The sequence below is a fragment of the Hyphomicrobiaceae bacterium genome, from assembly GCA_041397645.1.
In the GTDB taxonomy this organism is placed as follows: Bacteria; Pseudomonadota; Alphaproteobacteria; order Rhizobiales; family Hyphomicrobiaceae; genus Hyphomicrobium_B.
In genome coordinates this window covers 325024-348796 of the sequence record JAWKWE010000006.1, presented here as the reverse complement: position 1 = coordinate 348796, position 23773 = coordinate 325024, and the positions used below count along the sequence as shown (strand labels likewise).

The window sequence follows — 23773 nt, the reverse complement described above, 5'->3', positions numbered from 1 at the left end:
GCCATCTTTCCCTGACAGGTGAAAGCAGAGAAAAGCCCGCACCGGTGTGGGTTAACGGGAGAGCCGGTCCCTATCGCGGATCAGGGCAGATCGAAGGGACGTGCAGATGACGGCGCACGAGGCGTCTGAGGGCGACTATTGGGCGGAGCAACTCAAGAAGGCGCTGCTAAATCCTATCCGAGCCTTCCGCTGGAACTATCTGCCGCTTCTGATGGTCTATTTCGCCTATGGAGCGCTGGGGCTTGTCGCGGTCGCCGAGAGCTTCTGGATTAAGAAAAATCTCACCTTGACGCCGACTGAGCTTGCGTCCTTGAGCGTGTGGCTGACGCTGCCCTGGACCATCAAAATGGTGTTCGGCGAGTTGGTGGACTCGGTTGAGATTCTAGGTTCGCAGCGGCGTGTCTATGTGATGATCGGCGGCGCGCTGATTGCTTCGGGGCTGCTTTTACTCGCGGGAGCGGCTGGCGGTTGGTTGACGTTTGCGACCCCGGAAAACATCTACCGGCTAGGATCGTTTCTGAACATTGTTGGCGTTGTGCTTCAGGATGTCACCGCCGACGCGATGAGCACGGAGGTCGTCGCGCGTGTCAATAGCGACGGCACGCCACGGCCCAAAGACGAAATCAACCGCGATCTTGGCATGGTACAGGTATTGGGCCGTCTCGCATTGTCGCTGGGAATGTTTTCCGTTGCGGGCATATCGGGCTGGATTGCTAGCATCTATTCGTATGAAACCGTGTTTTTGATCGGTCTCGTTATCCCGCTTATCTCCGTCACCGGCGCGCTGTTGGTGAAACTGGATAAGGTTGAAAGCAGACCGCTGGATTGGCGCATTCTCGGCGGCGGCCTCGTGTTCGGCGCTGTTGTCGTGGCGCTCGGTGTGCTCGAAATCCCCTACAACCAAGAACTCATCTTTATGGTCTCGATGGCGGTCGTGGTCGCCATGCTGGTGCGCGTTGTGGGCGATCTCGACGAGGCGACAAAGCGCAAGATCTTCTATGCCGCGATCATCATCTTCGTTTATCGCGCGGCGCCGTCGGTGGGATCGGGATATACGTGGTTCACGATCGACGTTCTGGGTTTCGATGAAGCGTTCCAGGGAACGCTCAACCAGATTGGCACGGCGCTGGCGTTGATCGGGACCTGGATGTTCTCGGATGCCATCACGCGCCGGCCGGTCGCTAAGGTGCTTTTATGGTTGACGGTGGTAACGACCGTTCTTTCCCTTCCCAGTCTTGGGCTCACTCTCGGATTGCAGGACTGGACGGAACGCATGTTCGGCTTTGGAGCTCGCACCATTGCAATCATCGACACGGCCGCGTCTTCGCCCTTTGCCCAGCTCTCGATGATCCCTCTGTTGACGTTGTGCGCCATCTACGCGCCTGAGGGACGGCGAGCGAGCTGGTTTGCTCTGATGGCGTCATTGATGAACCTGGCGCTGGTCGCAGGCGCGCTTCAGACCAAGTACCTCAATATGCTTTTGGTTGTGGACCGTGGGCACTACGAAAACTTGCCGGCACTCCTGGCGACGGCCATGGCAATCGGCTTTTTCGCGCCACTGCTTGCCATTCTGCTGTTCGGTGGAAGGATCGACGGGCAAAGCGCCAACTCCAGGCACGGCTAGCTGTGCGTGCATAAAAGAAATAATACAACCTTAGATTTCACAATCCTTTAACTGCAACTCGTCATAGTTGCAGCAGACACAGGGCTTCGATCAACGAAGCCGATCATTCTTGATGGTGCTTCGCGATGTCCTCTTTCGAGGAGCCTCTGCATCCCTGCGACACAGCAAGCCGCCCGCACTGGATCACTCTGGAGGGGCGGCCGCTCAGGCAAGTCTCCAGACCTGCATTCCGCAGGCCGTTCCAGTTCGAGCGCATGTTGGCCAGGCTGCCTCCGTACGTGCGCAACTCGCTGACAAGTCAACAGCTCGATTGTATTTCGGACGCGCTTATTCCCGACCCACCTCAGCACGTCATCGACTATCGTGCGAGCATTCCGCTTTTCGGCCGTCGCTTCTACGTCGCCTTGATGGCTGGGCGGGAGCGCCGCTCACTTTCGCGTCTTGTGCAAGAGGGGCAATCACGGGCGCGGCGAGCTGCAGGTTTTTACGCAGTCCTGACGTTATTGCTCGTCGGCGTGGCGTTCGTCGCGTGCGTGCTATTAGGCTACGTCGTCAAAAGTGCGCTCGGCGTCGACCTTATCGAAGGGCCGTCGATCCTGCATCAATACGTTTTCGGCGCACGTTGACAGAAGAAGAGCCAACAGTTGTCGTTATGGTCTCCAGGGCGCGTCGTCCTCAGTTTCTTCGTTTTCTGCCGCATCCGCACGGGCGATCTCGCGGGTGAGCGCGTAAAGCGCATCTTTCACCCCTTGTCCCGAAACAGCAGAAAGCACTAGCGGAGTCTTGCGCGCCGCTTTCTTAAGTTGCGCCGCTTTTTCCTTGAGCGTCTCGGGATCGAGGGCGTCAGCCTTCGACAGTGCTACGATCTCTTTCTTCTTGGCGAGATCGGAGCTGTATGCTTTCAGCTCCCCGCGCACGATCTTGTATGCCGCCGCAACATCCTCGTCGGTCGCATCGACCAGATGAAGGAGAACGCGGCACCGCTCGACATGTCCGAGGAAGCGATCGCCGAGGCCGGCGCCTTCGTGTGCGCCTTCGATAAGACCCGGGATGTCGGCCAAAACAAAATCGGTGTCGCCCGCTCGCACGACGCCAAGATTTGGATGCAGCGTCGTGAAGGGATATCCCGCAATCTTGGGTTTTGCGGCCGATACTGCTGCAAGGAACGTTGACTTGCCGGCGTTAGGCAGACCGACAAGTCCCGCGTCGGCGATCAGCTTCATGCGCAGCCAGATGGTCAGCTCTTGGCCAGGCAGGCCCGGATTAGCATGCCGCGGAGCTTGATTGGTTGCGCTCTTGAAATGCGCGTTGCCAAAACCGCCATTGCCACCCTTGGCGAGCAGGAAGCGTTCTCCCGGCTTGGTGAGGTCGGCGATCAGCGTCTCGTTATCTTCGGCGAACACCTGGGTTCCAGGCGGCACTTTGACGACTATATCGTCGCCGTTGGCACCGGCCCGGTTCTGGCCCATCCCTCCTTGGCCATTCTTGGCCTTGAAATGCTGCTGATAGCGATAGTCGATCAGCGTGTTGAGATTGGGCACGCACTCGATCCACACATCGCCGCCGCGTCCGCCGTCGCCGCCATCGGGGCCGCCGAACTCGATGAACTTCTCGCGGCGAAATCCGATGCAACCGTTGCCACCGTCGCCGGAACGCACGTAGATCTTGGCCTGATCTAGAAACTTCATGACGCAAATACCTTCAGTCTCGCCGTCAGCGGACGGCGTCGTTCATATCGCATGGTGGGCATGTCCATTCCACGCGCTGCACACCAGCCTGAACTCAACCCGAGCAGACGAAAGCCGAGTTTAGAAATGACGCGCTGAGACATTTCATTTCCGATGAAATGCGAGCAGGTGAAACGGCGGATCCCGCCTTTGCGGAAGCCTGAGTTGATGAGTTCTCGGGCCGCTTCAGTGGCGTAACCCTTACCCCAGTAGTCGCGGCCGATCCAATAGCCGATCTCTGCAACTCCACCTCCATCGGGTGTATAGCCGCAGATGCCGATCAACTCGCCCTTCAGTGTAATGCCGTAGACGATTTCGCCTTCCGCCAAATCGGTAACCCAGTGCAGCGCGTCTTGGCTGGAGTAGGGATACGGAATGCGGCCCGTCATGCTGGCGATTTCCCACTCTCCGGCAAGCTCGGCGATGCGTGGCGCATCGTCAGCAGTCAGGGTACGTAAGGTCAGGCGCTTGGTCGTGAGCGGGGCGGACATGGGAAAAGCGCGACAACTGTGAGGGCACATCTATCAAAATGAAAGAGGGGACGGCGTGCCATCCCCTCTTAGTCTCGAACTCTCGTGTGTTCTTTTTGAAGCGCCGGTTACTCGGCGGCTTCTGCCTTGACCGGGCGCACCGAGATGAAGATGCGGCCGTTGCGCTTCTTGGCAAACTCCACGGTGCCTTCCTGCACGGCAAAGATCGTATGATCGGTGCCCATGCCGACGCCCGTGCCTGGATGCCACTGAGTGCCACGCTGGCGGCACAGGATGTTTCCAGGAATTACGTGTTCGCCGCCGTAGCGCTTAATGCCAAGGCGTTTCGATTCTGAGTCGCGGCCGTTCTTCGTTGAGCCGCCTGCTTTCTTTTGTGCCATCGTTCAAAGTCCTCGTGTGATCCGGCTGCCGTTAGGCGCCTGTGATGTTCGTGATGCGCACGGTCGAAAGGTCCTGGCGATGGCCCTTCTTGCGGCGGGAATTCTTGCGGCGGCGCTTCTTGAAAGCGATGAGCTTTGGTCCGCGCGTCTGCTCGACGAGTTCTGCGGTAACCTTGGCGCCAGAGACGACCGGCGTACCAACTTTGACATCCGCACCCGCGCCGACGAGGAGTACCTCGCTGAACTCGATCGTGGATCCGGCATCGCCTGCGATCCGCTCGATCGTGACGACGTCGTCTTTGGCAACGCGATACTGCTTTCCGCCTGTCTTGATGACAGCGTACATGGGTCTTATCCTTTCGTTGTCCGCGCCCTGTGGCGCCGCCTATAAAAAGGCGGACTTTTCAAAGGGTTGCCGGAAATCCGGCTATGGCCTCGGGCAGCGCGTTGAGCGCGACTGGCGGGAAGCCGTCGCGTTGGAGGCATCTTTTGTCGATTTTTCCGGCCGTTGTCAATTGTGTCCACATGACCGGGAGAGATTGAAAGGGGTGATTGATGCAGGTCAAAGCGCCTCGTCGGGTTAGCCTCTTTAATCCATCTTGTTTCAACCGCCGTTCCAAGAAGCCACCCGATCGCCGGACGTGGGGGTTTCGAGGGTCGGCGGTTGGACGTTTGGGGTCCTCGATAGCCTCGGCCCGCCCGACCTTCTCCGCACAATCTCCTATTCAGCGTCTCACTCTGGCCTTGGAAACGGCTGGAGCACTTCATATGTCACGCGGATGAAAGGGGACGGCTGAGAGATGTCTGGCCAACTTAAGGAATCTGAGCAGGGCATTGGCCGCGCGACAAGTGCGGACTACAGGCCCTTGCCGGCCATTCCCGTGATTGAGACCGGCACGGATTTTCCTATAGCGACGCTCGTGCGTTTCCGCCCTCGCGCCAACGATCTCTTCAACGCCGCTACGCGCGGGTATCCGAGCCGCGCGTTGTCTTTGTTGGACAAGGTCACGCGTGCCTGGTTGGTGCGCCACGGTAATGCGCATCTATCGGAGATCGATGAGATCGCGCAGGCGCTGGGTCGGCCTGGTGCATACTTTTTTTCCGTCAATTACGAGTGGGGCTGCACGTGCGGCGTCGCTCCGAGCGAAGATCATTCCTCAGCGAGGCTCATCCGCGTGCTCGATTGGCGGACAGCGGGGCTTGGCCGCAATCTCGTGGGGGCGCGTGTGGCCGGGGCTTCGGCGGGACCTTTCGCTATTCTGACTTGGCCCGGATATTCAGGTGTTCTGCAGGTGATGGCGCCACAACGGTTCTCTGCCGCGCTTAATCAGGCACCTATGCGCAAGTCGTCAGGGATCTATTATTTCGACTGGGCCTCAGGCCGCCGACGCGTTTGGGGTATGCCACATCCTACCCCCGCGCATGTGTTGCGCGAGGTTTCCGAGCATGCGGAGTCCTTTGCCCGGGCCAAGGAAATTTTATGCCGGGCGCCCATGGCCACCCCGGCGATATTCTCCATTGCGGGCGTCAAACCGCATGAGCTTGCCGTGATCGAACGCACGGAGACGGACTTTCGTGTTCGCGAAGGTGCGCAGGTCGCGGCTAACCACTGGGAAGCTGCGGGTTGGTATGGTCACGCCCGCGGCATCAACAGTCCGGGGCGTGCGCGCATGATGGCGGGCATTGGCGCGGACTTCGATAGCGACTTCGGATGGCTCGCGCCTCCAATTCTCAACGAGCGCACACGTATTGCCATGGTTGCCGACGCCAAGACGGGGCGGATGTTGGCGCGCGGTTACGAGCACGGTCGGGCTGCCACCGAGGCCCTCGACCTGAATTGGCGCATATCCAACTAACTGATCGCGGAGCGCAATTTGTCCGCTTGCAGCACTCTTGCGCTGCTGAGCTTGAGAAGCTACAAGCCGGGTCCTGCCTTAGGGCACCACGGCACCAGGAGAGGTGGCAGAGTGGTCGATCGCGCCGCACTCGAAATGCGGAGTACTCGCAAGGGTACCGGGGGTTCGAATCCCTCCCTCTCCGCCACGACTTAACTACTTGATATTAAAGACTAAAAATCAGATTTGCGCGGCGTATTAGGCGCCCAAATGGGCGCTTTTTCGCGCGTGCGCTTTCTCCGTTTTCAAAGACCCCGAAAATTGCCCCTCAAAGTGGCAATCATCCGCGCGTTTTCTCCTTGCGCGCTTCGCGCAGTCCGCTTCGCGCGGCGGGCTATTTGTCAAAGCTGAGACGGCGCGCTTGAAGGTCCCAGTCCAGCGGAAGATCAATGCGGTTGAGGAGGGACCAGGTCGTCAACTCAGGTGGCTGACGTCCTGCGATGATTGCTTCAACGATGCGTGGTGAAAGACATGCCAGGGGGAGGTGGCGTGCAACGTAGCGTGGATCTGTGGCGTAGGCGTCTGCGATATTCTGAATTGTCCGATAGCGGCCCTCGACAAAATCGGACAACCATCGTCGTGCCCTTGCGATGGCGCGTATCATTGTTGCGTCGGGGGCTTCCGGCAACTGACCCGGGGCATTGAGGATGAGTTTCATTTCCACGCCCCGGCGCCGCAGTGCGATTGGGACTTCGAAGCGAATGGGCTGGCTGACGATACCGCTTGCCTGCACGCCCAACGCATCGGCCAGTCCCCTCGGTTTAAAAACGACTGCGAGGCTATCGCTGCCAAGGTCTATCTTTTTGATGATCTTGAGCATCGCTTCTCGCTGTCCGACTGGATCGCCATCAGCGAGTTTGCCGTGAAGTTCAGATGACGCACGTGTCACGGATTGTATTTGAGCGCCCAACAGCTGATCGCTGGCAAACAGAAGCTTGGCCGTATCGATGAGCCAGCTTGTGTCCAACAACCGATGCCGAACGGCCCCGATCACAAGCGGCTCGATCTGATCGGCCGGCAATCTCCAGCCGCTACGTGAAGCGTCGCGTTGCTTGCGACACGCTCCTGCCTCGTGCAAGGAGCGCGCAACGTAATAGCGATAGCGTTTGCCGGCCTTGGTTGCATGACTGGCAACCAGCGTATCGCCATCCTTATCCACCAACAGTCCGGCAAGCAGGCTAGGAGACTTTGAACCGCGGCCCGTCCGATGGCCTTGCGTGTTCAAGGCGAGCAACGTCTGCACCCGTTGGAACATGTCAGATGGGATGATTGCTTCGTGCTGACCGGGGTATCGCGTGGCTTTGTGGCGGATCTCTCCGCAGTAGATAGGGTTGCCGAGCAGCTTATAGAGCTGGCCCCGCGTGAACGGACGCCCTCCAAAGACCCGATTGGTACCTGCTGTTCGCGTCGGCGCATGGATGCCTGAGGCAATCAACTCAGCCTCGAGTTTGCGTACGGTTCCTAATTCCAGATAGCGCTCGAATATCAAACGGATCGTTTTTTGCCTGATCAGGTAGGACCACGAGCGTTCGGCCGTTGGCAGAATAGCCGATGGGTAAGAACCCACCCATCCAAAGCCCCTTCTTTTTGGAGGCGGAGATCTTGTCGCGGATGCGTTCCCCGGTGACCTCCCGTTCATATTGCGCAAACGACAACAAGACATTGAGTGTCAGCCTGCCCATCGAGGTTGTCGTGTTGAAGGACTGTGTCACGGACACAAACGAAACGTCATGGGCATCGAAGATGTCCACGATTCGTGCAAAGTCGGATAAAGACCGGGTCAAGCGATCCACTTTATAGACGACCACCACATCTATTCTGTGGGCGCGGATATCTGACAGCAGCTGTACCAACGCTGGACGGTCCATGGTCCCGCCAGAGAAGCCACCATCGTTGTAAGCGTCTTGCAGCAGATGCCAGCCCTCGTGACGCTGACTGGTGATGTAGGCCTCACAAGACTCCCGTTGGGCATCAAGCGAGTTGAACTCTTGGCTGAGGCCCTCCTCAGAGGATTTGCGCGAATAAATCGCACAGCGCTTTCGCTTCATTCTAGAAGAGCCTCAAGGTGATCCAGAAGCTGCTCGGTCCGACGCGCCATCTTGCGGATACTGCGAAGGGCTCTTTTTGCTCTGGCAGGGGTTTGAACGCGTTGCACTCCGGCGGCGATCGTTGAGGCATCTTCAAACTCAGCCGTAAGCATTGCGAAGACCACATGGACTTCGTTTGAGGGGACGCGGTCAGCCATGCATCGCCTCGCTCAGCGAGCGAATCCCGAAGAAGGCCGGTCCGCTCCATCGTGTGCCGGTGATCGCTCGCGCGATCGCTGAGAGGGAACGGTGCGCCGTTCCTTGCCAGATAAATGCGCCGTCGGTCACATAGACTTCATGCGTCACACCGTGCCACTCGCGAACCAGGCGAGTGCCGGGCGGGAGGCGCTGCCTGCCTTTCCGGATCGTTTCACCAAACTCTTCGGCTGCGATCATATCGAGCTGGTTCGTGGTGGCCTTTGACAATCCGCCACGAACCTTGACCTGAATATCGTAGGCGAGGACGTGGGCCATCATATCGCGCCTAAAACGCGATGGCGCAGGGCGGCCAAAGTACTCTCGCCAAAACGCCCGCAGTTCATCTGCGTCGCTTGTGCTCAATCGAATGAGATGGGCCGCTATGTCGTCGAGAGATGGTTTGCGGCCCTTTCGGTCAAGCTCATCCTTCGACATGGTAGCGCCGCGCCTCACCAGCCCGCTTTTCGGAACGCAGTTCAAGTCCGAGTTTCTTGCGCACTGTTGCCGAAAGGAAGCCGCGAACGCTATGCGCCTGCCAACCGGTTGCAGCCGCCAACTCGGAAATCGTCGCGCCACGCTTGTTTTGCAGCAGCCCGATGACTCTATGAGTTTTGGATGTCGGTTCTACCGATGTTGAGCGGGCGGAAGCCGCCGTCTTTGAGGGAGGGGTGGTTTGTGATTTCGGCTTACTACGTCGCGTCATGTTGCGGTCTCCTTTTGTCGCCAGCCAGATTGATGGCGTTCGCACCACCCAAAGCCCCGGGTTTGTGCCGAGGTTGTGCAAGGAGACGCTACGTGCGCCCGAACGCACTCAGTACGGCTTGCTTTGACGAGGAAGTCCAGCGAGTTTGAAGAATTGAAGTTGAAGTGCACTATCTTGCAACAGAGTGGCGAGCCGGCGCTGCTTTGTTGTTTTGTAGGATTCCCTGTGACTCGTTCAAAATAAAAGGGCCCATCGCTGGGCGGCCGCTTGATCAGAGGCTAAGCGCAAGCGACAAGCCAAACAGTGATAGCTCCGGTAGGTCTGTAATGTTTTTCGACAATCATAGGAACTTTTTGAGCAGTGATTTCGCTATTTGCGCGGTTCAGCGTTCGCGAAGCGCTTCGCTACGATAGCGCAGAAGTGGGGACAAAAAATATTGAATAACGGGTCGGTCTCCAGTCCTAATCTCGGCCTGTGCTGCCATGCCGGGTGACAATGGCACCCAACGATCTCCAACTCGAATATCCTTTTGCTTAAGGGAAACTTCAGCTTTGTAGACGAGCCCCTTCTTCTCGTCCTGGATTGCGTCCCTCCAAACCTCCCTGACCTCACCGTCGATAAGCCCGTATCGCGTAAACGGAAATGTTTCCAATTTTATCTCTACGGCTTGCCCAACCTCGACGAAGCCGATGTCCTGATTGAGAACGGTGGCTTCAAGAAGGAGTTCGCTCTCAGCGGGGACAATTCGAAGAAGTACGTCTTTCGTCGATACGACGCCGCCGACCGTGAAGATTGCCAAACCAAGGACGGTTCCATCAACCGGTGCCCGCAGGAGACGATCCTTTTGCCTTTGTTCTTCCTTTTTCAATTGTTGTTCGAGTGAAGCTATGCGTCGGAGAGCATCCGCGCGTCTTTGGAGAACATCGGCTCTAAAACTTGCACGCGCCTCCTCGATCTTCCGCTGTCTCGATTCTATGCGAGACTGAGTTTGGGCGATTGCTGATCGGGCGGATTCTTGTTCCGATGCATTGTCAATTTTTTGCTGGCGCGTCGCAAAGAGGTCGGGCTTGCGAACCAAATTCTTTGCGTTGAGCTGCTCAAGGCCTGCCAATCGTTCTTCTACGAGTGGCTCTGCGGATTGAGCCTTTCTGAGTTGTGATTGGTAGGTTGCAAGCGACGCTTCTTGTTCCTCTAGGTCGGATGATTGCATCGCTAGGACTGCTGCTAGCTTTTCAAGTTCGCCGTGCAGCTGGGCCTTCGAGGCCTCGACCAATATGCTGGGCGCATCTTTGGGGGGCTGAAAATTTCCGTCTGGATCGTTGCTGTCGAGCGCTTCTGTCACCGCGGCATCCAACTGAGCCTTGGTGAGATCGGCACGGAGGGCGCCGTAGTTGGAAGCTGCGTCTGTTGGGTCGAGTTCGATCAGGACGTCGCCCGCCTTGACGAACTGACCGTCCTGAACGTGGATAGCTCGAACGATTGCTGTTTCGAGTGGTTGGATCAACTTGACGCGAGACTTAGGAACGATCTGCCCTTGCGCGACGGCGACAGTGTCGACACGGCCAAATATAGCCCAAAGAACTGCCGATAGGAAAAACAGGCAGATTGTCAATGCGCTCAGCCTTGCAGCCGGTCGTGGGGGCGTTTCTAAGACCTCTAATGCGGCAGGCAAGAACTCCAATTCTTCGCGTGTCATGCCAAGCGAGTTTGATTTGTTGGACATGGAAAACGGACTTTCTCTCAGGCTGCCTGACGCACCAATTCGGCATAAAGCCCGGGCTGATTGACGAGTTCGTTGTGCGGACCATCTTGCACGACTTGTCCCTTCTCCATGACGAGAATACGATCAGCTCGTCGTACCGTCGAGAGACGGTGTGCCACGAGGAAGACGGTTCTTCCGCTGCAGATAACGCGCATGTTGCGTTGGATGATCGCCTCACTTTCATAGTCCAGTGCTGAGGTTGCCTCATCGAACACGAGAATGCGCGGCTCTGTCGCGAGAGCACGGGCGATGGCAATTCTTTGACGCTGGCCGCCTGACAGGTTGCTGCCGCGTTCTTCGAGCACGGTGTCATATCCTTGAGGAAGTTCGAGGATGAAGTCGTGCGCGGCTGCAAGCTTCGCCGCTGTCATGACCTTTTCCATGGACATTGCCGGAAAGCTGAGTGCGATATTGTCGCGAACCGTGCGATTGAACAGAATATTGTCTTGGAGAACGACACCAATCTGGCGTCTCAACCAAGCCGGGTCGAGCAAGCAAATGTCAACGCCATCTACAAGTATCCGTCCTTGTTCCGGTACGTGCATGCGCTGGAGCAGCTTCGTAAGAGTGGATTTGCCGGAGCCGGAGCGCCCCACGATGCCGATCACCTGTCCCGGCTCGATTGAAAGCGAAAGGTTTCGGAGAACCTCAGGCGTACCAGGCCGATATCGGAAGGTGACGTTTTCAAAACGGATTTCACCGCGAATAGGTGGCAAATTCGGATGCGTTGCTGAAGTCTGAGCCTCAGGATTGGTGTTGAGGATGTCGCCCAACCTCGCCACCGAAATTCGGAATTGCTGAAAATCTTGGGCTAGTTGCGCAAGTCTCAGAATAGGGCCGCTAACCTGTCCCGCTAGCATGTTGAAGGCAATAAGCTCACCGATCGTGAGTTGCCCACTCATGACGGCGTGGGCCCCCAACCAGAGCACGAGCCCCATGACGACCTTGTTTATCAGCGTAACTGATTGCGCACCGAATGATCCAAGAGACACGGTGCGGAAGGACGCTCTGACGTATCCAGCCAACACCTCTTCCCATCGTTGGCGCATTTGCGGCTCCACCGCCATGGCTTTGAGAGTTTCTGCGCCAGATATGGTCTCGACCAGAAAAGCCTGATTTTGCGCGCCGCGCTCGAACCGCTCTTCAACACGCCGTCGCAGGAGGGGGCTAAGGACAAGTGACAGCACGACGTAGACGGGAAGGGACATGGCCACGACCGCTGTCAGTCTTGGGCTGTACCAGTACATCACTGCGAAAAAGACGACGGTGAATGCCAAGTCGATAACCAGAGTGAGCGCAGAACTCGTCAGGAAGTTTCTGACATTTTCCAGCTCACGCACGCGGGCAACTGTCTGACCGGTTGGTCGGCTCTCGAAATAGGAAATTGGAAGGGCGAGCAAATGACGAAACAGTTTCGCCCCGAGCAGTGCATCGATTCGGCTTGTGGTGTGGGCGAACACATAGGTTCTTAGCCCGGTCAGCACGACCTCAAAAAGACCAAGTGCGAGAAGGCCGACCACCAACACGTCGAGTGTTGTGAGACCACGGTGAACGAGCACCTTGTCGATTACGACTTGGGTAAAGAGTGGCGTTATCAGTGCGAAGATCTGCAAGAAAAACGAGACGACAAGTACCTCCGTGAATAGCTCACGATACTTGACGACCGCAGGCACGAACCAGCCGAGTCCGAACCGGACGCTGTCCCCAGCTACATTTGCGCGACGCGTCATGTAGATGACGTCGCCGCTCCAACGCTCTGAAAGGTGTGCCTCGCTCCATTCTGCCGGCGGCTTTTCGGCCTCTTTGACGAGGACCGCCCCCTTTACGGTCTTGGCAAGAATGAAGAATTTGCCATCGCGATCGATTGCGATGGCTGGCAAAGGAAGCTTGGCGATGCGCGTTGGTTTAGCGCGTGTCTTGCGCGCCTTGAGGCCCTTGGCGCGCGCAGCCCGCACGATAGCGATCGATCCGATTGCTTCGCCATTTGGCGCGAACTCACGCGCGAGCGTCGTAGGGTCAGAAGGAATTTCGTGGAACGCGAGCAGGAGTACGAGTGCTTCAAGCCCCGTATCTACATTTGGCGGCGATCGTGGGATGAACGAAGGAGCTGGCTCCTCATCAGGACGCGAGACTTTCTGCATCGGTTAGTTAAGGATGCTCACAATCGGAAAATGTCCAACGGCAATCTTGATCTGCGCACGTCCTACCACAAGCGCGGCATTTGTCTATAGCGCGATATGGCATGTGCGCTGAACGTATGAGCCGATCGCACTAGAGCTATGCGCGATTGCAAATGGCCTTTTGGTTAAGCCAGGTAAGTTCGAGGATTGACCGGCTAGGTTTTGAGGTACGTCAGACCAATGATAGGCAGACGGCGGACAAAATTAATTGTGCCGGTGGTTGCCGGCGTGCTAGGAGGCCTATTGTCGTTTGGTCTGTGGCTTATGCATGAGTAGTTTTGGTGGGCCTGTGAAGTCTCTTGGGGTGGAGAAGTTGCCTGGACTTGTGTGCGCCCACATGGGTGCGATGACTGCATCTAACCCCGCGTCGTTCGAAAACATTCCTCCAATGGTGTCGCGCGAAAATGCTCTTGGCGAGCAGGAACGCGCCGGACCTCATCTTATGCCAGCAGGACCTGCTTGGCGTTCCTCCTCATTGCCGGGTACGATGTCCAAGAGTGCGACCGTCTCGAAGCAGACAACACTTTCGGGCACAAGCACGTTGGATCAAAATCGGGCCAATAGGAGCGGATTGCGCGCCATGAATACGAAGAAAATGGATCAGGGAGGGGCATCGCAAGGTGCATCGTCGAACGGGTCGGGATTGTTTTCTCACGCGCCGCCAGAGGGAAGCGCCAGAACGATCTCGGCGGTTCTTGGTGAAATCGTTTGGCTGATGTCCCAGAGCCCGTCGCACAAACAGTTCTTCATCTCGGATCTTGAGTGGTTCGTGATGACGCCGGTGATGTTGCAGCAGTTTCGTACCTACTATGCGACGGATAAGCCGGTCGGGGTGGTGTTATGGGCCAATGTTTCAGACGAGGTCGCTGAAAGGCTCGCGCAGGGCACGACGAAGCTGCGCCCGCAGGATTGGAAATCAGGCGACAAGCTCTGGATCGTCGAAGTGATCGCCCCATTCGGTGGTGCGGAAGAGATGGTGAAGGACCTGAAGGACAAGGTGTTCCCGTCGAGGCAGGTGAGTTTTCTCGCTGCCACCAAAGATGGCAGGCAAGTGAGAGTGCTGTGATGTGGCTCTCCGGAAACATGGACGCGTCGCTCAAATGAAGACACCATCGAAATCCAAAGCACGCCCGCCCAAGCTCAGCGATGACGACTACGTTTACGTCGTGCGTTCATCTGTTACTGGTGGGGGCGTCTACAAGGAATATCGGCCGGATCATCGAAAATGTGGTTTGGTCGTAACTAGACTTAAGCGCGGCGAAACGCTCACCCCGGAAGAGATGGCCGATTTTCCGCGCGAACTCATTTTTGATCCCAAGAGTCGCGGGGCACCTGAGATCATGGGCTGGTCGACGGGTCCGCATATCGTGTGTCCGCAATTCCGCGATTGGTTGGAAGAGCTCGAGCCAGGCCGCCACGTCTTTCATCCTATCCACGTGCAATCGACGCGGCCCATCAAGGGGGTGAGCGATCACGGCACTTATTACCTGATTGTTCGTCCCCCGGTGATCGACGCGATAATTCCCGAGGGAACGGTTTTTTGGAGTGGTCGGACAGGTCGCGGCGAAATCGGGCCAGATGGACGGTTCCATATTTCAGCCAGTGAGGACGAGGCCTGCTACATCCGTCGCGAGCCCGTGGAGGGGCACCACTTCTGGTATCTCAAAGGCGGCGCAGAATTCATGTTTTCTCCTGAGCTGCTGCGCCGATATCGTGCGCACAAGTTCCGAGGTTTGGACGTCATCAAGAAGTGCATTTTGAAATAGCTGAGAGCTTGCGACGCAGCGTCTGAGCCAAACTCTTGGAGGGAGAGAATTCTCGTGGGTAGCACATCAGGCCGGGCCAATTGGGTTGGTACAACCCCAAATTTTGTAAACGTCCCATCACCGGCAGGTGTCCTGACGTACGCCAATCACCATGTCATCGCAACGGATGTGTTTGAAGACTCTCCATTTCTTAAGGCGCTTGAGGCGGCGGGACTTTTTACACAAAATGACTTCTCTCAGAATGGCGTTGCGCTGATCCAAAAAGTCGGCACCGAATATGCGACCCACGTCGCCGGCGTCGAGGACTTTCTACAAGGTTCCACCCACACTGGTGGACACCCTAATTACAACAAGTGGCAGGCGGACTTCTTTGCGTCATTTGATAAAGTATACGAAACTACTGTAGAGGGAACGGCGGGAGAGCAAGCTTGGCTCGAAGCCCAGGTTTCCAAGGTTCGCGGTTATGTCGGCTTCATGCGAGCGGAGCTCGTCAATCCCAATGGCGGACTGAAGATCAATACAATTAACAAGGCTCGCGGCGATTTGAATGCAGGCGTACTTTGGAGGAACTTTTATCGGGAATTTTTTGATACGCCGACTCTTACTTTCAATTCAGACCTCACGAATCATCCTGCTTACCAGTTAGGCGTCAACAACGATCCGCTGCTTAATCCTTTGAACGAGACCTCGCCCCTCAATATGGCGACGTATAGCACTCCCGAGCAGATTGCAGCTAAGTTTGCCGATGACCTACACATACATCCAAGCACAGTTAGTCTGAACACAAGGCACTTTGCACAAACTCTGGCTGCTAAGCTTTCAAATATGTCCGGCGTTGCCTTGGCCATTGGCGCTGGAGCACTGATTTTCGCGATCAACTCTACCAGCAAGGCGATGGCTGCCGAATTGGAGCGCCCGGTATCCTTTGATGAGGCAGCAGAGGCATTGGGAGTTGGCTTCAACCAGGAAACTCTGACGGGTCTGGCAGCGGGAGCAGGATTCGAGACGGCCGCTGCTGCACTCGTTCCGACGCTCGCGGCTAAGCGCATGTTCGAACTCCTCTTGAACGGCGACGCGATTGTCGATTCCGTCAAGCTAATGGCTCACTTCAATAAGGGCGATCCAGTGTGGGATGCTCTTGGAAAGGCTGCCGAAGGCCTTCAAGCCATGCCCGGCTATGAGCAATATAAGACCAACGCAACATGGGCCCAAGAGAAGATACAGGAGGTCATCGACGCTGGATTGGATGTGGCGTCCATCGGCCTCAATGCCGCTGGCCTCATCAATAACGACGGCATTGCGGCTTACCAGCGCTATGTTACGGGGCAGATCGACCCCGATACATCTGAGTCGGGTCCCCTATTGCTCGATGGGCAACAATACGAGACCACGACTTCCCAGTTGATTAGCAACGATCCTAACGATCCCGATGCAGGCGATTGGGTGAGAGAATACTTTGATCCGGTGTCGGGAGGTGTCGTCTACACCGAGATTTTGGGCCGCGGCTTGGGCGGAGAGTTTGGGAACATTTCCGCCATCGTGGATGATCGCGGGCCAAGCCGCAAAGTCATAACGTTTGAGAATGGCGTTAAGACACTTGAATATGAATACGCGCAGGATGGCGACCTCTCGTCTCTCACAAGATTCGACAGCTCCGGCTTGCCCGCGGGTCGTACGAAGATCGTGGCAGGCGGAGCTGTCACAGTCACGAAAGCCAGCGATGGATCTCTTGTTACGGAGGTCGATTACCAGGGTGGAACCCTGAAGGAAGCCAGTACGCAACTAGATTTCGACGCAGCAATGACGGCGGGCGAATTGATTGCGGACGGCACTATCCCGCTGAGGCTCGCCGGCGATTTCCTCCATGCGGTTTCAATAGGCAGCCTATCTCCCTACAGTCAGTCGGATATCGCGCTGGTCGTGTCGGCGGTGGGTCGTATTCCCCCCGGAGGAATTGCATCCTTTTTGACCGGACCAGATGCAGTGTACGCCGGCGCAAACGCCGCTCAGCTCGTCGGTGTCGACATCTTGACGACCAAAGTTCAAATCGACGCAAAAATTGCGGCGGGTGACTTTGGTGGAGCGGCCACGCTCGCGGAAAGGCTAGGCGGGCGCATAGCCTATGCCACTCAATCGACGGTTGGGAACAATGTCAGTTTCTCAGCTGTTGCCCTGCCGTATTTGCAGTTTGCCGGGAGTTTGAGATCGGCGGCAGAGAACAACGTAGGTGGAAGCGGTTCTGCCGGCGAAGGAGTGGATCCTGCGACTGCTGCATCGGCTTCTGCGGAAACCACTTATCAGTGTACTTGGAACCTCCTTTCTGGAATTGACGTTCGCTTCAGGGAGCCTGACCAATTCCTGCACGGGTCGAATAACACGATCACAAGTGGCTTCCTTTCATTGGGGCTGACGCCCGAAAGCGCCAGTGCGGCAGCAGAGCTTGTCTACCAATCGTGGTCGCAACAGGCGACGGCAAATCCTTCAATCAGCCTCGACGATGTTTTCGGACAATTTCTCGCCGAAATAGATGAATGCAGAGAACAGCAGGTGGCGCCGAGCAGTGCTGTGAAGGGAATGGTTTTATCGGACCAGCGCATGAATCTCGGTGGCCCGGGTTTTCAAGCCAACTCTTTTATAGCTGACACCACCGGCAATGTTCAGGCATCCGCTACCCAGAACGAAGACGGGTCAGTTACATTCGCAGTCAGCAACCCTAGATCTCAATGGGAAGCTTCCACAACCACCGTTGATGCGGATGGCAATGTTATCAGCGCCAGCGTCGAGGTCGGTGGTGTGAGCGTAGACGCGATCTACGGCGCTGACGGCCGCGACGAAGCCGGCGCCGTTGAAGGTAATGACACCCTTACAGTTGAAAACTGGGAAACGGAGGTGCATCACACCTCTTCGGGTGGACAGTACACTCCGCCACCATTGCCGGCGGCAATTACACTCAGCCAAGTTGGCACAATCTTCGGTTCGACGCTGGGCAATTATCTCGCCGGTGACAACACGTTTGCAAAGATTGCGGCTGGCTCCGCGCTCTCGGCTGTGTTGTCAAACGTTGGCGGGTCGTTTGATCGCTACTTTGGCCTTGATGGTCTTCCCCCCGCTGCAGATTTCGAAACAGCCGTTGAGCAGGGCTTCAGTCAATTCGGGAACAGCTTGTTCCAAGCGGTGCAGGCGCAGTCTCTAGGCTCCATTTCGAATTTCCTCACGGCCGAACTGGCCGATGCTTTAGGGATCGATCACACCGTTGATGGCGCACTTGTTCAGAATGCCGCCAATACCCTGATCAACCGAGCCATTTCGAACGTTGCCAACCAGCTTGATGTTTTCACTGGGTTTGGCGCGGACGCCTTCGATCTGCCTGTCGTGCTCAGCAACGGCACGACGTTGCCCAGCGGAGCAGGATTTGGCATCGCGCAGGGCTTCTCGACATTTATTGGAAGCTATCTTGCATCTAAAATTGTGTCGGCGCAAAACATCGGTGGATCCTTAGGTAGCTCGATTGGAACGGCCGTAGGATCGGTCATAGGTGGATCCGCTGCCGTTGCGACGACGGTAATCGGAAGCATTGCGCCAGCAATTGCGGCTGCATCTGGGTTTGCGACGACGGCTGTTACTGCCGTGTTGGGCGTCGTGCTACCCGGTATCGGCGCACTAATAGGGGCGGTGCTTGGTACGGTGGCCGGCAACTGGCTCGGTAGCATTATTCCAGACAACACAGATTGTTCGCATACGCTAGTGCTGAACCCCGGCTCAAGTCGGTTCGTGGACGGCTTCAGCCGGTCTGACGATTGGACCGCACTGCAGGGCATCGAGACGATTCGGGACGCGGCGGTCGATACCCTGAACGATCTTATCAAGACCATCGGCGGGACGTATTCAGGATCTAAGACAATCGAGGTGGAGGTCTATGCAAAACCCTCCAAAGGGGCCTTCTCGGTCAATATAAGGGAAAATGGTGCCCTTGTGGCATCTCAGGTATTTGGGAGCCTTCCAGACAACGAACGCGGCGATGCGATGTTCAGTTTCGCCGTTATCACGGCACTGAAGCGGATGACGCTGTCTGGCGGCAACGCCTACATGAAGGAAGTGATCAAGGACACGAACGCCAGCAAGATTGTCGATCTGGGGTATCAGCTCAGTATCGCACAGGGCGTCAGCAATACGGTCTCAGACTTCGCGAAGCTGTTGGGTGGTTCTATCAACGGCATCAACGTCGCGGCCATCAATTTCAATCTTTACCCGCCGGGCAACGCCACCACGGAGGCAGCACGCAATGCGGCTGCCGAAGCCTCGACGAAGTCGATCGCACTTGCAGCGCTCAAGTCTGCGACGACCACTTCCACCAATGCTTACGCGAAAAAAGCGTTTGAGGAGTCTACCGCGGGCACTTTGGAGCTGCTTGAGCTGCAGGTGAGGGCCGCGATCAATCTGGGCGACCTCATTCAAGGCTACGTCGGTGGCATCGGCGGCAAGATAGCATCTCAGACCATACCGAGCTTCAATGTCAGCTTTGCCGATGCTGCTGCTGCACAGGCGTTCGTGGAAGCAAAGCTCTTGGCCTCTCTGAAGACCATTTCGATCGATGGCGGAGATATCTATGTTAAGCGTGCACTGAGAAATTCAACGGCGACGTCGATCAATGAGCTGAACGGCGAGATCGCGGTAGCCGTAGACTATGCGCGCTACCTCGCCGATAAAGACGTCATTGATGCCGTGGTTGCCTTGATGCCCGACTCGGCCTTCGCGGCAGGATGGTTGGTTACGCTCAGCAAAGCCAAAGAGCTGCATCTCGACGAGGAAAGCATTGCGACGGATTACGTCGGTGGGTTGGCCGGATTTGTCGAGGGGCTCGGCATAAGTCGCTACGGCGCTACGTTTGCGGACATTTCGGTGGCGGTATCCGGTACTGACTTAGTTGTCTCATTCGCCGATAAAAATAACGCCAACGGCCGAAGTATTACAATTGCCAACTACGAGTCGAAGCTTGGTGTTTCGGCATCGGAGATGTCCTCCCAGTCGCTCACGGACATGTCGGGGAACAATATCATTGTGGGCACGGAGCTTGGCGACGACATCAATACCGGTGGCGGACGAGACTTTATTCAATCGGGCGCGGGACCTGATCACATCTTTGCTGGCGCTGGTGATGATATCGTGCTGGGTGGTGCCGGAGACGATATTATTGATGGAGAAGCTGGGGACGATATTCTGGTTGGTCAAGCCGGAGCAGACATCGTGCGCGGCGGAGCCGGAAACGATACATACGTTTATCGCCGCGGTGACGGCCAGGATACCATTTCCGATTGGGCGACCGTTTCTGGCGCGTCGGTCGATGCCGGTTGGGATAAGATAAAATTTGGCCCGGGTATTGGGCTCACCGATCTACAGGTGCAGCTGGCAGGCGCCGATCTTATCATCAACGTCAAGACGCCCGCTGGCGTTCTCTCTGATGATGAGATCACAATTCAAAATTGGAGTTTGGCGAAGAACCGGATCGAAGTCCTAGAGTTCCACGATGGCGCCAGTCTCGATATTTCTAAGTCCGACCTCCTTCTGATTGGATCCTCAGGCAACGATACGATCAATGGTACCTCGGGCGCCGACGTCCTGATTGGCGGGCCTGGCTTTGACGTCGCTTATGGCCTAGCTGGCAACGACACCTATCGCTTCGAACGCGGTGATGCGAGTGAGTTGGGTGAGACAGGAGCGGATTATATCGTCGACACCGGTGGCACCGACAAGATCGAATTTGGTACCGGTATTACGTCCGATCAAGTGACCTTCAAGATTGTTGCCAATGATCTGGTTATTGAAGTCAGCGATCCGGAGAACCCAGCTAGGGTCGATCGGATCGTTGTGAGAAACTGGAAACAATTGGAAAGCTATCGCGTCGAGACTGTAAAGTTTGCGGATGGATATGCCGTGGGTGTTGCAGACATCGTCTACATGGCTGATCCGCTCAATAGTCTCGGCATGACTATCGGTGGCAATACTCCATTCATTTTTGGAACAGCAGGAGCCAACACTCTCAATGGAAACGGCAGTTCCAATATCATCGTCGGCAATGATGGGAACGACACAATCTTTGGCAGTCAGGGCAATGATGTCATCGATGGTGGCGCTGGAAGGGATAGTGTTGCCTACCATGATACCGCTTTTGGCAGCGTCAATGCGAACCTAGAAACAGGCATAGTCACAAAATCAAACGGGGCGACCGATCACCTTTTCAATGTTGAATCGTTGCAAGGCAGTAACTTCGACGATGTTCTCGTCGGCGACGCAGAAGCCAACGTTCTCAACGGTAGGGGTGGAAGCGACGCGCTTTACGGCCAGGGTGGAAACGATACATTCATCGGAAGTCAGGGCAATGACACGATGGACGGTGGCGAGGGCTTCGATACCGTAAGCTACACCACTCTTTCGTCCGGCGTCCGAGTCGTCTTGGATCTAGCCATCTCTAGCGGTGCCAATGTTACCAAGTCTGACGGTTCTAACGATACGCTTGCCAGCATAGAGCGTGTGTACGGGTCCGATAGTGATGATTGGATTTATGGAGCAGACGGCGCGGAAACACTCCTCGGCGAAGACGGAGATGACGTACTCTGGGGGCGGAATGGCGCCGACGCGTTGCTGGGTGGCAACGGAAATGATCGATATTTCTTTGTTCGCGGGAACGCGTTGAACGACGCAACCCACAGTGACTTTGACGGCATCTATGATGCTGCAGGAAACGACAAGATTGTCTTTCTAAATACAAGCAACAATATTGCGCGATCTGACGTTAGCTTGCAGGTCTCTGGCGACGATATTTGGGTTCGGATCGACGACTTTGCGTCGGGCGCTTTTGACTCCATTAGACTCGTTGATTGGCTCGCAGATGGCGAATCGCATCGAATAGAGTCTCTAGAGCTGTTCGACGGATCGAAAATCAGTACCGCCGATATGATCTACCGCATTGATCCGAGCAACACGCTCGGACTGACGATCGGCGGCGCAAACCCATGGATCAATGGAACCAACGGCGACAATACCGTCTTCAGAGGAACGGCGAGCGCAAATATCATCCGGACCTTCGACGGCAATGACACGATTGTAGCCGGTGGCGGCGATGACGTCATAGACGGTGGCGCCGGATACGACAGTATCAACTACATCGAGATGACCGGCGGGGTCATCGCGGACCTCACTCAAGGCTATGTGAAGAAGGCCGATGGAACGACCGATGCTCTTTATAATATCGAGTCGGTGCTTGATTCGGACTACAACGATACGCTTCGCGGTAACGCCGCCGACAACAAGCTGGTTAGCCGTGGGGGCAACGACAAGATCTATGGCGAGGACGGCGACGACGAGATCGTAGTCGGCGAAGGGAACGACACGATCGACGGTGGTTCAGGGATAGATACAGCCAAGTACAACTTCGTGGCTTCTGGCGTTCGTATCACCGCCGATTTGGCAGCAAACACGGTTACGAAGGTCGTGGTGTCCTCGGGTGCGACGAACAGCACGGACACCATCACCAACGTCGAGAATATCTCGGGGACGAGTGAGACCGACTTCATCTACGGCGATAGCGTAGGCAACACGCTTTGGGGCCTTGATGGCAACGACTGGCTCTTCGGTCACCAGGGTGCCGATACCCTGTACGGTGGATCCGGTAACGACTCCTACCTTTTCCTTCGGGGTGACGCGCGCGTTGACGGTAGTGTGAACGAAGCCGACACGATTTCGGACAGCGGAGGAACCGATCGGCTTTGGATTCGAAGCAACGATGTCGTTCGTACTCAATTCAGCTACCTCTTGTCTGGCAGCGACCTTCTGATCAGGATAGCAGATCCGAATTCCACGACTGGAGCCTACGATGAAGTTCGTGTTGCTGATTGGCTGACGTCCGAAGCAAACCGTCTCGAGTCGATTGAGTTCCTGTTGGATGGTTCCAAGATCGGCATTGCCGATATGATCTACCGCATTGATCCGAGCAACACGCTCGGACTGACGATCGGCGGCGCAAACCCATGGATCAATGGAACCAACGGCGACAACCCAAGTATGTCGGGAACGGGTGGAGCGAACATAATCCGTGGCCTCAGTGGTAATGACATTGTTACGGCGAGTGGCGGAAATGACGTCATCGACGGCGGGGCTGGAACCGATGAGGTGGATTACAATTCCATGTCAGGTCGGGTCGTCGTAAATCTCGACACCTCTTCGGCTTTGAAGTCCGATGGGACAACGGATTCGCTTTATAATATCGAATCCGTTTCCGCGACTGCCTACAACGACGTTTTGCACGGCAACAGCGGGGCAAATACGCTCAAGGGGCGTGGTGGAAGCGATACGATTAAAGGCTGGGGTGGAAATGACACTCTATACGGTGGCGATGGCAACGATTTACTTGTCGGCGGAACAGGCAATGATACGCTGACCGGGGGCAACGGATCGGATACCTACGCCTTCGCCGTTGGTGATGGGCAAGACGTGATCCAAAATGGCGATAGTGCTTCAACAACCGACATTATCTCTATTACAAGCAACACCACCCGAAATGAGATTTGGTTAGGACGGACAGGAAACGACCTGATGATCTCAATCTTGCAAACGAACGATAGTATGCGTTTGCAAAACTGGTACACAGATGCAACGGCACGTATTGATCAGGTTGAATTGAATGACGGGCAGGTGCTCAACGCGTCTAGTGTCAATCAATTGGTCAATGCCATGGCTTCGTACACGACGGCAAGTGGTCTCGCAGACGCCACGGTAACATCTGCTGCACTTCCAAGCAGCGTACAGCTTGCTGTTAATGCGGCCTGGAGCTAGATGCGCGTGAGCCATTGCGCAAGAGAAATCCGTCGGCCAGCGACAAGTGATCGTGGACGCGTGCTGGTCAAATCCGGACGCCATTCTCGGCGGAGATCGTATCCGCCGACGATGCTGTTGCTGTCGACGGC

General features: G+C 56.2%; 17 protein-coding genes and 1 tRNA gene. 7 read left to right on the top strand and 11 right to left on the bottom strand.

The window, feature by feature from the left end:
• The first annotated feature begins 106 nt into the window (after positions 1-106).
• Together R3D51_17495 and R3D51_17490 are read left to right on the top strand one after the other, a co-directional pair.
• Positions 107-1624 (top strand): hypothetical protein, encoded by a 1518-nt coding sequence (locus R3D51_17495; protein ID MEZ5901278.1) that lies wholly within the window; start codon positions 107-109, stop codon positions 1622-1624.
• Between the two features lie 125 nt (positions 1625-1749).
• Positions 1750-2250 carry a hypothetical protein gene (locus R3D51_17490; protein MEZ5901277.1) on the top strand — a complete coding sequence of 167 codons (501 nt, stop codon included), beginning with the start codon at positions 1750-1752 and terminating at the stop codon, positions 2248-2250.
• A gap of 24 nt (positions 2251-2274) precedes the next feature.
• Here R3D51_17490 and obgE read toward each other — a convergent pair whose 3' ends face one another.
• The 4 genes from obgE to rplU all read right to left on the bottom strand — a co-directional run bounded on the left by obgE (position 2275) and on the right by rplU (position 4568).
• Positions 2275-3312 carry a GTPase ObgE gene (obgE, locus tag R3D51_17485; protein MEZ5901276.1) on the bottom strand — a complete coding sequence of 346 codons (1038 nt, stop codon included), beginning with the start codon at positions 3310-3312 and terminating at the stop codon, positions 2275-2277.
• A complete protein-coding gene (locus tag R3D51_17480) occupies positions 3309-3842 on the bottom strand; it encodes a GNAT family N-acetyltransferase (GenBank protein MEZ5901275.1) in 534 nt (177 codons plus the stop codon). The genes obgE and R3D51_17480 overlap by 4 nt, the downstream gene beginning before the upstream one ends.
• Before the next feature lie 107 nt (positions 3843-3949).
• Positions 3950-4222 (bottom strand): 50S ribosomal protein L27, encoded by a 273-nt coding sequence (rpmA, locus tag R3D51_17475; protein ID MEZ5901274.1) that lies wholly within the window; start codon positions 4220-4222, stop codon positions 3950-3952.
• A 31-nt stretch (positions 4223-4253) separates the two neighbouring features.
• On the bottom strand, positions 4254-4568 hold the full coding sequence (gene rplU, locus R3D51_17470; GenBank protein MEZ5901273.1) for a 50S ribosomal protein L21: 315 nt from the start codon (positions 4566-4568) through the stop codon (positions 4254-4256).
• A gap of 454 nt (positions 4569-5022) precedes the next feature.
• Here rplU and R3D51_17465 point away from each other — a divergent pair, with 454 nt between their 5' ends.
• Together R3D51_17465 and R3D51_17460 are read left to right on the top strand one after the other, a co-directional pair.
• Positions 5023-6078 carry a hypothetical protein gene (locus R3D51_17465; protein ID MEZ5901272.1) on the top strand — a complete coding sequence of 352 codons (1056 nt, stop codon included), beginning with the start codon at positions 5023-5025 and terminating at the stop codon, positions 6076-6078.
• A gap of 97 nt (positions 6079-6175) precedes the next feature.
• Positions 6176-6265, top strand: a tRNA-Ser gene (locus R3D51_17460).
• Positions 6266-6451: 186 nt separating this feature from the next.
• On the opposite strand, the gene R3D51_17455 is transcribed toward R3D51_17460, so the two are convergent.
• From R3D51_17455 to R3D51_17425, 7 genes are all read right to left on the bottom strand, one after another.
• A complete protein-coding gene (locus tag R3D51_17455) occupies positions 6452-7606 on the bottom strand; it encodes a recombinase family protein (protein ID MEZ5901271.1) in 1155 nt (384 codons plus the stop codon).
• Positions 7554-8165, bottom strand: coding sequence for a recombinase family protein (locus tag R3D51_17450; GenBank protein ID MEZ5901270.1), 612 nt, complete (start codon positions 8163-8165; stop codon positions 7554-7556). Before R3D51_17450 ends, R3D51_17455 begins: the two co-directional genes overlap by 53 nt.
• Positions 8162-8362 (bottom strand): hypothetical protein, encoded by a 201-nt coding sequence (locus R3D51_17445; GenBank protein MEZ5901269.1) that lies wholly within the window; start codon positions 8360-8362, stop codon positions 8162-8164. Before R3D51_17445 ends, R3D51_17450 begins: the two co-directional genes overlap by 4 nt.
• On the bottom strand, positions 8355-8837 hold the full coding sequence (locus tag R3D51_17440) for a DUF2924 domain-containing protein (protein MEZ5901268.1): 483 nt from the start codon (positions 8835-8837) through the stop codon (positions 8355-8357). Before R3D51_17440 ends, R3D51_17445 begins: the two co-directional genes overlap by 8 nt.
• Positions 8824-9105 (bottom strand): DUF3489 domain-containing protein, encoded by a 282-nt coding sequence (locus R3D51_17435; protein ID MEZ5901267.1) that lies wholly within the window; start codon positions 9103-9105, stop codon positions 8824-8826. The genes R3D51_17440 and R3D51_17435 overlap by 14 nt, the downstream gene beginning before the upstream one ends.
• 382 nt (positions 9106-9487) lie before the next feature.
• Complete coding sequence (locus R3D51_17430; GenBank protein MEZ5901266.1) at positions 9488-10828, bottom strand: HlyD family type I secretion periplasmic adaptor subunit; 1341 nt, start codon at positions 10826-10828, stop codon at positions 9488-9490.
• Between the two features lie 17 nt (positions 10829-10845).
• Positions 10846-13008 carry a type I secretion system permease/ATPase gene (locus R3D51_17425; protein MEZ5901265.1) on the bottom strand — a complete coding sequence of 721 codons (2163 nt, stop codon included), beginning with the start codon at positions 13006-13008 and terminating at the stop codon, positions 10846-10848.
• A gap of 619 nt (positions 13009-13627) precedes the next feature.
• Here R3D51_17425 and R3D51_17420 point away from each other — a divergent pair.
• Genes R3D51_17420 through R3D51_17410 form a run of 3 tightly spaced genes read left to right on the top strand, consistent with a single transcriptional unit; the run spans position 13628 to position 23642 of the window.
• Positions 13628-14113 (top strand): toxin-activating lysine-acyltransferase, encoded by a 486-nt coding sequence (locus R3D51_17420; GenBank protein MEZ5901264.1) that lies wholly within the window; start codon positions 13628-13630, stop codon positions 14111-14113.
• Positions 14114-14147: 34 nt separating this feature from the next.
• Complete coding sequence (locus R3D51_17415; GenBank protein ID MEZ5901263.1) at positions 14148-14813, top strand: hypothetical protein; 666 nt, start codon at positions 14148-14150, stop codon at positions 14811-14813.
• 54 nt (positions 14814-14867) lie between these two features.
• Positions 14868-23642 carry a calcium-binding protein gene (locus tag R3D51_17410; protein MEZ5901262.1) on the top strand — a complete coding sequence of 2925 codons (8775 nt, stop codon included), beginning with the start codon at positions 14868-14870 and terminating at the stop codon, positions 23640-23642.
• Positions 23643-23773 lie beyond the last annotated feature (131 nt).

Excerpts from the sequence above, each read along its gene's own strand:
- R3D51_17495 (MEZ5901278.1), top strand. The coding sequence starts at position 107 with ATGACGGCGCACGAGGCGTCTGAGGGCGACTATTGGGCGGAGCAACTC.
- R3D51_17490 (MEZ5901277.1), top strand. The coding sequence starts at position 1,750 with ATGTCCTCTTTCGAGGAGCCTCTGCATCCCTGCGACACAGCAAGCCGC.
- obgE (MEZ5901276.1), bottom strand. The coding sequence starts at position 3,312 with ATGAAGTTTCTAGATCAGGCCAAGATCTACGTGCGTTCCGGCGACGGT.
- R3D51_17480 (MEZ5901275.1), bottom strand. The coding sequence starts at position 3,842 with ATGTCCGCCCCGCTCACGACCAAGCGCCTGACCTTACGTACCCTGACT.
- rpmA (MEZ5901274.1), bottom strand. The coding sequence starts at position 4,222 with ATGGCACAAAAGAAAGCAGGCGGCTCAACGAAGAACGGCCGCGACTCA.
- rplU (MEZ5901273.1), bottom strand. The coding sequence starts at position 4,568 with ATGTACGCTGTCATCAAGACAGGCGGAAAGCAGTATCGCGTTGCCAAA.
- R3D51_17465 (MEZ5901272.1), top strand. The coding sequence starts at position 5,023 with ATGTCTGGCCAACTTAAGGAATCTGAGCAGGGCATTGGCCGCGCGACA.
- R3D51_17450 (MEZ5901270.1), bottom strand. The coding sequence starts at position 8,165 with ATGAAGCGAAAGCGCTGTGCGATTTATTCGCGCAAATCCTCTGAGGAG.
- R3D51_17445 (MEZ5901269.1), bottom strand. The coding sequence starts at position 8,362 with ATGGCTGACCGCGTCCCCTCAAACGAAGTCCATGTGGTCTTCGCAATG.
- R3D51_17440 (MEZ5901268.1), bottom strand. The coding sequence starts at position 8,837 with ATGTCGAAGGATGAGCTTGACCGAAAGGGCCGCAAACCATCTCTCGAC.
- R3D51_17435 (MEZ5901267.1), bottom strand. The coding sequence starts at position 9,105 with ATGACGCGACGTAGTAAGCCGAAATCACAAACCACCCCTCCCTCAAAG.
- R3D51_17430 (MEZ5901266.1), bottom strand. The coding sequence starts at position 10,828 with ATGTCCAACAAATCAAACTCGCTTGGCATGACACGCGAAGAATTGGAG.
- R3D51_17425 (MEZ5901265.1), bottom strand. The coding sequence starts at position 13,008 with ATGCAGAAAGTCTCGCGTCCTGATGAGGAGCCAGCTCCTTCGTTCATC.
- R3D51_17420 (MEZ5901264.1), top strand. The coding sequence starts at position 13,628 with ATGAATACGAAGAAAATGGATCAGGGAGGGGCATCGCAAGGTGCATCG.
- R3D51_17415 (MEZ5901263.1), top strand. The coding sequence starts at position 14,148 with ATGAAGACACCATCGAAATCCAAAGCACGCCCGCCCAAGCTCAGCGAT.